We start from the raw sequence: 14,153 nt of genomic DNA, 5'->3' as shown, positions 1-14,153 counted from the left end.
TAACTGGCTGATTAAAAATAGTTGATTATGAGTGACTGAATAGGGTCTTTATGCTTTTTAACCTCATCTAACTACAGATTTATAGCCTATGGATGGGCTAAATTTGCAATAAGTTATTCACTCTAATAACACATCCCAATTCAACTTGTAATTATCCTGCCGATAGCACTTGAATGTTATGCTACATAGACTCTAGCTCCAAACACTCTCGCAAGGTAGTTGCTGCGCTAAAGTGATGTTAGAGTTCGCTCAATGGCTCACTTCCACCAACTTTTTATCGACCAATTTACTGTTAATTCCGTGTTCTACAGTGCCTGATTATGTCGTGAAATTTATGTTTTCTCCCAGCCTACTACTCTATTTCGATTGTCACACAGAATATCAGACTTAAAGAATAAGCTAAGATGCGAATATTTTAATTATCATTGCTGACGCTAGAAATATTCAGAACATGCATAGTGTTAAAATTACAATCAAGGATCACTCTTACCTCTGCCCTTACTCGAAAAAGCACTGAAATATTTTAAAACTGTCGGCGTCCAACTTTTAATTTTGTTAAGTCTAATTCCAAGTAATGCAGTAAAAAATATCAGGTATAGGCTAGGTTCAATAATTTCAGATTTAACAGACCAATAAAAATGAACCGGAACTAATACAGCAATAAGATAAATAGAGTTATGCAGTCGTTGCCAGCGTTTTCCCATTGTTCGTCGAACCGATTTAAACGAGGTAATAGCTAACGCCGATAACAAGATATAAGCTGTCGCGCCAACAAGTATGTAAGGACGCTTGAGCACCTCTTCAAAAAACAATGACCAAGCAAACAGTAAATCTAAGCTAAAGAAAGCGAACACATGCAAACTAGCATAGCTAAACACGTACAAGCCCACTAAACGACGAGTTTGCAATAATATCCCTAATTTAAATTTCTTGGCTATTGGCGATATAAGCAAGGTTGCAGCTAACGCGTTAAGCGCTCCAGTGCCAGTAAAGTGGATAATATACTGCACAGGATCACCGCCCGCATTATCACTCAACACCTTGAGAACTAAGTAAACGATAGGGATAAGCCCAATGAGGTGAAATAGTGCTTTTAGCCAAAACAGACGGCGGCTAGTCGAGCTCATAATCGTCTCCCTCAGATGCTATCTTAACGACTAGAGTCATTTCTTAAGTACCCATTCCATTAATAAAATCGCTTCAGATCCATGCCGCTATATAGGCCAGCAACAGACTCTCCATAGCCATTAAAAGGCAGTGTTGGGATCCGTTTGGCAGAGAATAAGCCTCCCTGTGCAATTCTTCGTTCCGAAGCCTGGGACCACCTTGGATGATCAACTGCAGGATTAACATTGGCAAAAAAGCCATATTCACTAGGGGCAAGTCGATTCCAAGATGTGGGCGGCTGCTTATCTGTCAGACGAATACGCACTACCGACTTAATACTCTTGAAACCGTACTTCCAGGGCACAACCAATCGAATAGGTGCACCATTTTGCGGTGGCAGTGTTTTACCGTATAGCCCGACTGACATAAATGTAAGATCGTTCATCGCCTCAGCTAACGTTAACCCCTCAACGTAAGGGTAATGAATTCCACCACCCACATAAGAATTTTTCTGACCCGGCATCTGCTCCGGATCGTACAAGGTTTCAAAAGCCACATATTTTGCTTTGCTGTTTACGCCGACTTTTTTAAGCAGTGCAGCTAGCGAAAATCCCACCCAAGGGATCACCATAGACCAGGCTTCCACACAGCGAAAATTATAGATCCGCTCCTCTAAAGGAAACAAGCTGAGCAGATCGTCATAATCCAGCGTCATAGGCTTATCGACTTCACCATCAATAATTAACTTCCAAGGATCGACTTTCAGCTCCTGAGCATTTTCTTGAGGATCTGTCTTGCTGGTACCAAATTCAAAGAAATTATTGTGAGAAATAATCTTCGATTCAGGGGTTAACTCGCCATAAAGAAGATGATCGTACTCAGTTTGTTTTTCAAAGGATAACGCCTTGGTCAAAAAAGCCGCTTTTTGCTCATCACTTGAAAATAGATCAAATATTCCAGCATTTGCATGGGAAGACAGTAATGCTCCCGCGCCAACAAAGCCTAGCTGTTTTAAAATTTGTCTACGATCTTGATAGACCTCTTCAGGAGTAATATCACCTTCTTTAAATTTGTTCCATGCGACAGTTTTTCTTATATTCATGCGCTAACACCACCCTAGGTTGTAGGCTAATCCATTCCACTTAACTAATCAGACCGACAAAATGATAAAAAGGTTTCAACCTCTTCGCAGTTACATTTATTTAACAGCTGCCTATGTCTGCAGCACTTACTTTACCAATCGCTTCGTTAAGCTTGCAGTGTCTAAACTGCCGTGACACCCTAAGGATTCATTTTTCATGTTAAGAGCCTTCTCACATGCCATTAGACTTAGCCTTCTCCACCCTCCAAATTGTTATTATCGTCGCTATAGCCTTTCTATCTATGCTAATTGGCGCGCTCTTTAATCAAAAAAAGACCCGTAGTCGATGGGAGCAGGCACGAAGCCAATTATTGGATGAAATGGAACAAACCAAACTAGAGCTTAATGGTGACATTCTTGAGCTAAAAGAAACCATTCATCAAAAAGAATTAGTGATAGATCAATATCAAGACAAATTAGAGTTCCGTTTAGAGCAATTAGGCAAAGCCCAAGCCCAAGCTGAGCGTACCCTTGAACTTGAGCAGTCGCTAAGCGAAAACCAGCGCAAACAGATGGAAACACAACTGGCATTATCAAAGTCTAATGCCATGCAGCAAACGATTAGCGCCAGCTTCGAAGCCAAGCAACAAGCGCTCAATGATAAGATCCAACTACTGGAAGATTCAGAGGTGCGCCTCAACGCTCAGTTTGAAAATTTAGCCACTAAAATCTTTGAATCTAGAAGTGAAAAGCTGCAAAGCCAGAATAATCAACAATTAGACAATGTACTGGCTCCGTTCAAACAGCAACTAGAGGGCTTTAGAGCCCAAGTTCAAGCTTCATACTCACATGAGCAGACTCAGCGCAGTGCACTGAAACATCAGCTCGACTCATTAACCGAACTTAATTTAAAGATGAGCCAAGACGCTGTTAACCTAACCAAAGCACTTAAGGGTGACAATAAGCAGCAAGGTAACTGGGGCGAAGTCATTCTTGAACGTGTCTTGCAAGAAAGTGGTCTAAGAGAAGGTCATGAATACGATACTCAGACTGATCTCAAAAATGAAATCGGTAAGCGCTTTAAGCCCGATGTGATTGTTCATTTACCAGAAAATAAAGACGTGGTTATCGACGCTAAGATGTCTCTCGTGGCTTACGAGAGATACTTTAACAGCGATGATGAAGCCGTACGTGCTCAAGCGATTAAAGAACATATTATCTCTGTTAGAGGTCATATTAAGGGCTTAAGTCAAAAAGATTATCAAAAGCTACATGGTTTAAAGAGCCTAGATTATGTTTTGATGTTTATTCCGTTAGAGCCAGCATTTCTTTTAGCACTCGAGCATGATCCTAGCTTGGTAAACTATGCTCTCGAGAGCAATATTATGCTCGTCAGCCCAACCAACTTATTGGTGGCACTGCGAACCATTAACAATATATGGCGCTACGAATACCAAAATCAAAATGCCCAGTTGATTGCCAAGCAAGCAGGCAGGATCTACGACAAATTGTGTGGATATCTGGACGATATGGAGAAACTGGGCCGGGCAATAGAATCTGCAGATAAAAACTTTAGCAACGCAATGAACAAGTTATCTACGGGTAAAGGTAACGTTATCCGTCAAGCTCACCAGATGCAGCAACTTGGTGTAGAAACCAGTAAAAAAGTGGATGCCCAACTTCTAGATAAAGCGCTAAGCTTATCGGGTGATGATTTTCATCATGACGAATTAACCATGAATACCGAAAAAATTTCTTAATAGGGATTGTTAGGGGGATAATTACAAATGCACAAGCAGTTAAGTCGCATTTTAATCGGGGTAATAGCAGTATTTGCATCCTCCTCAGTTGTTGCTTCCTCATTGACGCAAGAGCAGCAGCAATATTTAGACGCAAGAACCGCGCTAAAAAAACAGCAATTAAATCGTTACCAATCTCTTAGAGGTGAGCTGGATGATTACCCTCTCACCATCTACCTTGATTTTCATCATAAAATCAAGGACATTCTGAAGCTTCCAGCTAAGCAAGCCAAACAAGAATTTGCAGTCTTCGAAGGCAGCCCCTTGTATAACACCGCTCGCTATCGCTACCTAAAGCGCAGCGGCAGTCAAAAACGCTGGCAAGACTTCCTAATTGTCAGCCCAGAGGTGCCAAACAATGTCGCCCTACAGTGCTACTTTTACCGAGCCCAGTTACAGCAAGGTAATAAGAAAATAGCTTTCGATGGCGCAAAATCTCTATGGCTGTATGGTCGTTCTCGTCCAGAAGAGTGCGATCCCTTGTTTAGAGAGTGGCAAAAAGCCGGCCTTCGTACCCAAGAGTTAATTTGGTCCCGTATGCTACTTAGTTTTGAGCAGGGACAATATGGACTGCTCTCTTACCTTTCTCGCCAATTAACCAGTAATAAAGATGATGCGAAACGCTTGCTTGCGGTTTATAAAGATCCTCGCAGCCTACGTCATAAGTCAAAATTCAGCGGCTCAGCTAAAATCAATGCCACCATTGTAGATTTGGGCTTAAGAAAATTAGCTAAGAAAGATCTAAAACGAGCAGTTAAACTGTTCGCCGCTTATCAAAAAGCCGATCGCTTCAGTGATTATCAAGGAAGAAAACTCAGCCGCTATCTGGTCAGAAGAGCGCTGATTTATCAAGTACCCGAATTGCAAAGCTATGCTGACACCATCTTGCCCTTACTCGATAGCGATGACTTAGTCGAAATGCGTCTGCGCTGGGCTCTTCGAGATAATGATCAACACAGCTTTAAACAATTTTTACCCCTGCTAAGCGAGCAAAAACAAAATACAGCCCGCTGGCAATATTGGCGTGCCACTGTGTTAGCCGCTAAAAATACCGAACAAAGCCTACAGCAATCAAAGATATTGTTAGAAGAGCTCAGCCAAAAACGTAATTTTTATGGTTATCTCGCTGCCGCTAAACTTGAGCAACCTTTCAAGTTGCAGCATAAGGCGACAGTAAGCAATAACAGCCTGCAACCTAGCATATTCAAGGATAAAGGACTCGCCCGAGTACAGGAGTTACTCGCTATTGATAAACAATCGGATGCCAGAGCCGAATGGGTAATGTTACTCAATCGACACAATAAACAGATGCAGAAAGAGTATGCCGTTTATGCCGTTGAACAGCAGTGGCATAGCTTAGGCGTGCAGGCCAGCATACAAGCTAAGCTTTGGAACGACATGGAAATGCGCTTCCCTTATGCTGCCCAAGAGTCTTTTAATCGAGCGAGTAAGAAATATGCCGTGGATATCGATGAGATCCGCGCTATTTCCCGCCGAGAAAGTGCCTACTACCCTAATGCGACATCGGGAGTTGGTGCCAGAGGCTACATGCAATTAATGCCTGCGACGGCAAAACAAACAGCCAAGAAAGCCAAACTGCCCTATAAAGGCACCAAAAGCCTATATGACGCTAAACTTAACATCGCCTTAGGCAGCGCCTATTATGGTGGGTTGCTTAAGCAGTTTGACCATAATAGAGTACTGGCTACCGCCTCTTATAATGCTGGACCTCATCGTATAAATAGCTGGCTTAAAAGGAGTGACGGTCAACTCGATGTCGTGAGTTTTATCGAGTCAATTCCCTACCGCGAAACACGTGAATATGTACAAGCGGTACTAAGCTACCGAGTTATTTATCAAGTAAAGCAAGGAAAACAGCCTGAGCTGCTATCAGAACAAGAGCTCAAATTTAGCTATTAACCTGCTCACTTTACCTCTGTTGCTCACGGTCATAATAAGAGAGTAACAGAGGTAAAAATCTAACATTTAAAGCCACTAGCAAGAGTCTTATATGGCTTTTCTCTGCCTCATTAAAAACCTACTCAAGCGCAAAATAACTTCATATCTCTGGCAAGGTTGCGGTTTTTCCACCATAGTAGAATCAGAATAGAGTTGTCTCGCTTATAACTTGTAAATCAACGAGTCAATACAGCAATCTAAATTCGAATAAAACAACCTGAACCTAAAATAATAATAAATGGCTTGCTTAAAGGACTTCATATGCACAGTGACAATATTGGCGCTATTTTACAGCAGCTAGAAACCGTACTGCTGGGAAAGCCTCATCAGATTAAGTTAGCTCTGACCTGTATTCTCGCTCAAGGTCACCTGCTTATTGAAGATCTTCCCGGTATGGGAAAGACCAGCCTTTCTCAAGGATTAGCGCAAACATTGGGTTTAAGCTATCAAAGGATCCAATTTACCAGCGACATGCTTCCAGCCGATATTCTTGGTGTGTCTATTTTTGATAAAGAACAATCACAATTTACCTTTCATCCTGGTCCTATTTTTAAACAGATGATCCTCGCCGATGAGATCAATCGCGCCAGCCCTAAGACTCAGAGCGCGTTACTAGAAGCGATGGCGGAGCAACAGATCACCGTCGACGGCAAAACCCACTCATTACCGCAACCCTTTTTTGTTATCGCAACTCAAAACCCCAGTGAACAATCAGGCACTTTTCCCCTGCCTGAATCACAGCTTGATCGCTTCATGATGCGAATAGCCATTGGCTACCCAGCTCCTCAAGCTGAACTGGCCATGCTAAAAGGGCAAGATAGCATGTCAAACGAACCGGTTTTACCTCAATGCTTAACCGAGTTATCCCTAGAAGAGTTACAGGCACTGACTCAAAAAATCAGTGCATCTGACTCTCTACTCCAATACATTCTCGCCTTAGTCAACACCTCTAGAGCTGAGTCTCAAGGTTCAGGACTTTCTCCCAGAGCCAGTAAGGCAATACTACAAGCGGCAAAGGCCTGGGCGATGATCCACGGTAGAAAATATCTCGTACCGGAAGACGTTCAAGCAGTATTCCCCCATGTGGCAGAGCATAGAATGAGGCAATTCTCTCAGCAGCAAGGTGAAGCGCTATCGGCTAAAATCCTGAATAAAGTCAATCCAATACTTTAATCCTTGTCCGTGTTTTAAGGTGTAGGACTTGCTAGCAAAGCGAGTCTCAATAGCTATGTAGCTTTTTGAAGCCTGAGTAAAGTTTAAGAAGATTATGCCAAACCAAAGTAAGATTAAAACCAAGCTCAATCGACAGTGGCAATCTTGGGTCTCACGCCGATTACCGGCACGAGAGCAGATAACCCTCAGTCACAAAAGTATTTTTATTTTACCAACGGGCTTTGGTCTGGCTTGGCTTGTACTGCTGATTCTATTGTTTTTATTTGGCACCAACTACCAAAATAATCTGGTCATGGGCTTAAGCTTCTTACTACTCAGCATTTTCAATACCTGCATTATTTATAGCTACAAAAACCTTGCGGGATTGACCCTCTCTAGCAGCAAAGCAAGTAATACTGTAGCTGGTCAGCCTATCTATTTTCCGATCAATCTATCTTGCTCAACGAGTGCTTACGAAGTTCAGCTTAACTTTCAAAACCAACCTCTAGAAGTCGTCAACAAGGTAAACGAACATCAAACTCGAGCCTTAGTCACCTTTAACAAAGCCCATCGCGGCATTAACCATCCAGGCAGAGTCAAAATCGAAACCCGCTATCCTCTAGGACTTTTTCGCGCTTGGTCACATATCGACTTAGCACTGACGCAGCTAGTCTATGCAGAGCCCATTATCGCCCCTAATCCACTTTATTTAAATTCAGACCATAGCGCCGATCAGCAAGATTCTGGCAAATATGTGGCAGGTATTGATGAGTATAAAGGGTTAAAAGAGTACGCCCCCGGCGAGTCGTTAAAACAGGTAGCATGGAAGCAATGGGCGCAAGGACGCGGCATGTTAACCAAAGAATTTGAAGAACCTCAGGGCGCGCCTATGTGGCTGTCATTAGATCCTGCTCACGATAATATTGAATTGGCCTTGAGCCACCTTGCCTGGCATACCGAGCAGCTGAGTAGTAAGAGACAGGTTTTTGGTCTAAAAATGGGTGGCAGTACGATTCAGCCCTCCCATGGCGAGCAGCACAGAAACAAGGTTCAGACCCAGCTTGCCTTATATCCAAACCCTAAGCACGTGCCTAAGGATAACCAATGACCCAGAAAGAGCGGCAGAGGATCTCCCGCCATACCTTAATGTGGTTATTGCTTGCCAATATTGCCATTTTATCTCCGCTCTATGAGCAGGTCACGCTGTGGTCACTGGCGATATGCACTATCTGTATCTTCTGGCGAATTGGTATCTATTTAGGTCGAGTCGCCAAACCGCCTAAATGGCTAGTAACCAGCTTGGCCTTTGCCGCTGCCGCAACGCTGGCGATGGTGGCTGGCCAAATTGGTGTGCTTACCGCCATGGTTAACCTGCTTATTCTAGGTTACGCACTTAAATACATAGAGATGCGTAATCGCCGTGATGTACGCGCCGTCGTATTAGCGGGCTACTTCCTGATTGCGTTTACCTTTATCCACCAGCAAAGCCTGCTATTTAGCCTTCATCTAGTGATTGTGACCATTATCAATACCTGTGTGTTGATCAGCCTCTACCACGATGAAGGTAATTTCAAGCATGCGGCACTGCTAGGAAGCAAAATCATCCTACAGAGCCTTCCTCTTGCGATTATATTGTTCCTTGTTCTGCCCCGTTTGCCCCCACTGTGGATGGTGCCACCACAAAATGGAGCCCAAACGGGGCTTTCAGATAAAGTGAGCTTTGGCGACATTGGTAAGTTAACCCGTTCCAGCGCCTTAGCTTTTAGAGCAACCTTTACAGGTAATGCACCAAGCAATGACCAGCTTTATTGGCGCGCCATCGTGCTAGAAGACTATAACGGCAAGGATTGGACTCAAAACCCAAGTATTATCAAAGCGCAGTCATCGCCTAGCATTGCCAGTTCAACGCCCACACTTAACCGATTGCAAACAAATACACCAACAATCGATTATCAAGTTATCGCCGAACCAAGTGCAGAGCACTGGCTATTTGGGTTAGATGTCGCGACAAGCCAAGATCGCGGTATAAAACGGCTTGCCGATCACAGCCTCTATGCTACTAGTCCTATAGATCAACGGCGTCTATATCAAGTAACTAGCTATAACGAGTCGGTGATGGACAGCCAACTTAGTGACGCCAGTCAAGCTACAAATCTTGCACTCCCACATGGGACGAATCCCAAAACTCAGGCATTAGCGCAGCAGTTTGCCATTAGTTACCCAAACCATGAGCAACGACTTAACGCTATGATGCAGTACTTCGCTCAACAGCCTTATTACTACACATTACAACCCCCTAGGGTCGGTACCCAGCAAATTGATGATTTCTTGATTGATAATAAGGCCGGATTTTGCGTTCACTATGCCAGTGCATTCGCCTTTATGGCCCGTGCAACAGGGATCCCTGCTCGACTAGTCACCGGTTATCAAGGAGGCGAATTTAATCCTAGTGCCGGTTATTACAGCATCTACCAATATATGGCTCACGCTTGGGTTGAAGCATGGCTACCTAACCGCGGCTGGGTGCGTTTCGATCCCACAGCTATGATTGCACCTGAGCGTGTCGAACAAGGATTCGATGCGTTTTTTGACCCAGAATCCACCTATCTGATGGACAACCCTTTTAGTACTCTTGCCTACCGCGACAACCCCTTTATTAACCAGATCCGCATGCAATTCGCCAGTGTCGATTATTTTTGGAGTGTATGGGTTCTTGGCTTCAATGATCAAAAGCAACAGAAAGTTTTAAAGCAGCTGTTGGGCGAAGTCTCCCAAACTAAACTCACCATCTTTTTACTCATTAGCCTAAGCGTTATTGGCTTAGCCATCGCTTATAGTGCAGGACTCATACAGTTCCATCGCTCAAGCGATAAACACCTTAATGCCTATTACTCAGTGTGTAAGATGCTACGGCAAAGAGGACTAGCTAGAGCCCACCATGAAGGTCCTCTCGATTACAACAAGCGAGTGGCTGCGGCCTTTCCAGACATTGCCGAAGACTTTAACAAGTTAACCCAATACTTCATCACGATTAAGTATCAAAATCTCAGTAAACCTAGCTATAAAAGCTTGTCTCGATTACTTATCAGGCAATCGAGATGGTTAAAAATCAATATCGTTAAACAGAGATTGGCACTTAATAAAACAAACACATAGAATGGAATAATCTGGCAGTAAGCTGCCCATTCGAGTGGATCGTTGTTAAAGGACCGCCATGCTATATCTAGTGCAATCAAACCAAATGGAAGCGTTATCTAAGCTATTAGCCAACGAATTACGTACCCCATTGCCCAATAGCCCATTATTAATGCCTGAGCATATTTTGGTGCAGAGCCCGGGCATGTCTACCTGGTTACGATTAGAGATTGCAAGGCAGAATAATATCGCCGCGGGACTTGAGTTTCCTCTGCCCTCGAGTTTTATCTGGCAGCTTTGTCACACCCTGTTAGATGATGTACCTAAAGAGAATGCCTTCACTAAGGCGGCGATGACGTGGAAGTTGATGGAGTTACTGCCAACGCTTATCGACGATGAAGATTTTGCCCCTTTAGCAAATTATCTAAACAATGGTAACGCTAGCTCGGAAACTGTAGTCAAACCTGCCGGTATAGATTCTGGCATTCCCCTAGTAGACTCATTCTCATTAAGTGGTGATAACGAAGAGGTACAAGGGAGTGAAGAGCAAGATGAAGGCGAGCAAAATCCACTAAAACTCTATCAGCTCTGTGGCCAAATTGCCGATATATTTGACCAATACTTAGTCTACCGCCCTGATTGGATCACAGCTTGGGAAGCCAATGAACCCACCTTGCCTCCCAATGGCGATAAACTTAGCCCAGCTCAAGCTTGGCAGCCAATCCTATGGCGCGCGCTTATTGACTTTAACGCTAACACTTTAGGTAAGAGTCGCTATCACCGCGCCAATTTACACCAGGCACTATTCGATGCACTCGATGATCCTAATACCAGCCTTGAAGCACTACCGAGGCGCTTATTTGTGTTTGGGATCTCGTCTATGGCGCCGCAAACACTCGATGTGTTGCACTATTTAGCTAAGCGCATTGACGTGATAATGCTCAATTTAAGTCCATGCCAGCACTATTGGGGCGATATTGTCGATCCGCGACTGCGCGCACGTATGGCGCTGCAATACGCCGATAAACATAAGTTAGAAGTGGAATGGGAAGATAAACTTGAAGTGGGTAACCCACTGCTTGCCAACAACGGTAAGATGGGGCGTGAGCTGCTCGACTTGCTGTTAGAGCTGCCCGAGGAGCATACCGCATTCGATCTTGATTATTATCAAGCGCCCAGTACTTCGACCATGCTAAATGGCGTGCAATACGACATCTTAGAGCTAACCACTCGAGGTCAGAGTCTTGGGCCTGATGCTGCGCTGTACTTAAGCTTAGATGGCAGACGTGTTATTTCTGGAGCCGACGACTCCATCACGGTTCGCAGCTGTCACAGCCCGCTGCGCGAAGTTGAAACTCTGCACGACCATCTGCTAGAGATGTTGTCTCGCCCGCTATCAAAACAACAACTTGCAGACGGCGTGACACCGCTGGCGCCAAAAGATATCGTCATCATGATGCCCGACGTTGCTGCCTACGCCCCTTATATTGATGCGGTGTTTGGTGCTAAACAAGGCGGTCACTATATTCCCTATGCCATTGCCGATCGCGGCGCTGCGCAAGAGTCACCACTTATTGCCAGCTTCTTACATCTTCTAAAAATAAACCAAAGCCGTTTTGGCCTAACTGATATTCTCAGTATTTTAGAGGTTCCTGCAGTACTTCGACGTTTCGAGCTCAACGATGAGAGTTTGGCTGTTATTAAGCGCTGGTTAGAGCAAGCCGGAGTTCGCTGGGGACGCGATGAAAACAGTCGCTGCGAATACCAGCTCCCTGCGTTCGAGCAAAACTCATGGGCATTTGGTATTAAGCGTTTAATTTTAGGTTATAGCTTTAGTGACGATGTGCCGCTTTATCATCAGCGACTGTCGGTTAATGGCGTTGAGGGGCAAACGGCGCAGGCATTAGGTAAATTGCTCGACTTTATCGAAGCACTCGACAGTGTGCACCTATCACTCGCCCAAAGCTGTAGCTTAAGTGAGCGCATGGCGCAGCTTGAGGCTATCCTTGAAGATTTCTATGACGTCGATGATGACGAGATTGTCCAGCGACAAGAGATCCGCGAAGCCATCGTTAAGCTCAACGAGGAGCTGACCGAAGCGGGCCACACCACACCACTAACGATAGAAGTGATCCAAAATTGGTTTAACAGTCGTTTATCAGAATCTCGAGTTGGCCAGCGCTATCTTGCCGGTAGTGTTAACTTCTGTACCTTAATGCCTATGCGCTCTATTCCTTTTAAACTTGTGTGCTTATTAGGTATGAACGATGGCGTATACCCGCGGGTTCAGCATCCAGTCGGCTTCGATCTCGTAGCACAAATGGGACCAAGAAAAGGCGACCGCTCGCGACGATTAGATGATAGGTACCTATTCCTTGAGGCTATTTTATCGGCTCGCGATCAACTCTATATCAGTTATATCGGTAATAGCGAACGTGATGACTCGGAGCGGATCCCTTCTATGCTGGTATCTGAACTGATTGAGTATTGCCAGCTCGTTTATCTGCCACAATCTCTTGAACTACAAGCCAGCAATAATCTTGAGGCTGATAGCGATGCATCACAGCTGCTTATCGAAAAAATTGAAAAAAAGGTAATCAAGCACCTGATCCGCAAGCAGCCTCTACAACCCTTTGACCCGCGACTTTATAGCGCACCAACAACTAGGGCAAATTCAGCTCCTAAGCTGCAACAAAGCTACTCGGCTCAGTGGTGCCCAGTTCCTGTTCAGTCTCAAGCTGGACAGTCCGCGACTACTGGCGATAAGGCGCTATCACAAGATAGAAGCTACAAGGGTTTTATCGGCCACCATACACAGCTTCAGTCATTTGGCGAAAACATTCTCAGCGATTCGACAGGCAATACAAGATGTGAAATAGAAGAGCTGGAGTTATCGGCGCTTATTCGTTTCTTCAGAAACCCTGCGCAATATTTCTTTAACCGTACATTAAAGGTTGATCTTGGGCTCGATATTCAAGCCGATGATAACGATGAGCCCTTCAGCCTCAATGCACTTGAGCGCTACAAGCTGCAGGCAACGTTACTCGATAACGCCATCGAAAATGGCGTGGAACGCCCACAGCAAGAGCTGCTCGAACGATTGAAAGCGCAAGGCAACTTACCGTTAAAGCCCTTTGATGACCTGATCCTAAATCAATATTTGCATGATATTAAACCGCTCATCGGTCGCTGTTTATACTTAAAAGGCGAAGCCTCCCATTCGGTGGATATTGACCTAAAATTTGATGACGAAAATGATGAGGAACTTGATCAAGATTTAGCACTGAACCTTGTCGGTCGCATCGATGACTTGAGTGCAAAAGGCTTAGTTAACTATCGCCCAGGTACCGCCAATGGCCGGGATTTAATTCGCGTCTATTTACGCCACCTTTGCCTATGCGCCATGGGGAGTAGCACTAAAGCTCAGGCCAATGCTCAACAACAAAATAGCTCAGCTATAGTAAACACCAATCTAGTTAGTTACCTACTCGATATTGGTCATTTTCATGCGTTTGCGCCAATCACACCCGAGCAAGCAAAAACGCAGCTTAAGCAATGGCTCTATTGCTTTAAACTCGGCCAAGTTCAGCCATTAATGTTTATGCCGCGTACTGCTATGGCCTATGTAGAAGCTGAAGGAACACACAGACAAAAGCTTCTCGAGGCGCAATCACAATGGCTCGATGAACAGAGCCAATTAGGCGAAGGCTTAGAGCCCCACTTTCAGCGTCTATATCGTTTCCCGGAAGACTTTACTGAGCAGACCTTTGCTAATACGGCGACCCGTTTACTTGAGCCACTTTTAAGCTTGTATCACAAAGACAAACTCAGTGAACTAGCCACCTTTGTCGAGGCGGGCTCCGACACAGTAGTTCTACAGCAGCCATCGGCAGCAGCGCCTAAAGGCGAGACTAACTGAA

The 14,153-nt window shown here is 44.6% G+C and carries 8 protein-coding genes; 6 read left to right on the top strand and 2 right to left on the bottom strand.

Translation table 11 applies throughout. The features are described 5' to 3' along the window. Window positions 1-473: 473 nt before the first annotated feature. Window positions 474-1,127, bottom strand: coding sequence for a protein-methionine-sulfoxide reductase heme-binding subunit MsrQ (gene msrQ / locus K5Q73_RS20490; RefSeq protein ID WP_220763226.1), 654 nt, complete (start codon window positions 1,125-1,127; stop codon window positions 474-476). 59 nt (window positions 1,128-1,186) lie between these two features. Continuing rightward, window positions 1,187-2,209, bottom strand: a complete 1,023-nt coding sequence (gene msrP, locus K5Q73_RS20485; protein WP_220763224.1) for a protein-methionine-sulfoxide reductase catalytic subunit MsrP — start codon at window positions 2,207-2,209, stop codon at window positions 1,187-1,189. Between the two features lie 215 nt (window positions 2,210-2,424). Between msrP and rmuC the strand changes: the two genes are divergently transcribed. The 6 genes from rmuC to recC all read left to right on the top strand — a co-directional run bounded on the left by rmuC (window position 2,425) and on the right by recC (window position 14,152). Beyond that, window positions 2,425-3,948 (top strand): DNA recombination protein RmuC, encoded by a 1,524-nt coding sequence (gene rmuC / locus K5Q73_RS20480; protein ID WP_220763222.1) that lies wholly within the window; start codon window positions 2,425-2,427, stop codon window positions 3,946-3,948. A 27-nt stretch (window positions 3,949-3,975) separates the two neighbouring features. Beyond that, window positions 3,976-5,907: a transglycosylase SLT domain-containing protein gene (locus K5Q73_RS20475; RefSeq protein WP_220763220.1), complete on the top strand. Its 1,932-nt coding sequence runs from the start codon at window positions 3,976-3,978 to the stop codon at window positions 5,905-5,907. A gap of 300 nt (window positions 5,908-6,207) precedes the next feature. Continuing rightward, window positions 6,208-7,119, top strand: a complete 912-nt coding sequence (locus K5Q73_RS20470; protein ID WP_220763212.1) for a MoxR family ATPase — start codon at window positions 6,208-6,210, stop codon at window positions 7,117-7,119. Between the two features lie 94 nt (window positions 7,120-7,213). After that, the gene (locus K5Q73_RS20465; RefSeq protein WP_220763203.1) at window positions 7,214-8,206 is read left to right on the top strand and encodes a DUF58 domain-containing protein; all 993 of its coding nucleotides are present in this window, start codon (window positions 7,214-7,216) and stop codon (window positions 8,204-8,206) included. After that, window positions 8,203-10,254, top strand: a complete 2,052-nt coding sequence (locus tag K5Q73_RS20460; RefSeq protein WP_220763202.1) for a DUF3488 and DUF4129 domain-containing transglutaminase family protein — start codon at window positions 8,203-8,205, stop codon at window positions 10,252-10,254. The genes K5Q73_RS20465 and K5Q73_RS20460 overlap by 4 nt, the downstream gene beginning before the upstream one ends. A 58-nt stretch (window positions 10,255-10,312) precedes the next feature. Continuing rightward, entirely contained in the window at window positions 10,313-14,152 is a 3,840-nt protein-coding gene (recC, locus tag K5Q73_RS20455; protein ID WP_220763201.1) for an exodeoxyribonuclease V subunit gamma, read from the top strand. Window position 14,153 lies beyond the last annotated feature (1 nt).

The organism is Shewanella sp. MBTL60-112-B2 (genome assembly GCF_019655055.1).
GTDB lineage: Bacteria > Pseudomonadota > Gammaproteobacteria > Enterobacterales > Shewanellaceae > Shewanella.
This window is presented reverse-complemented; position numbering and strand designations above follow the sequence as displayed.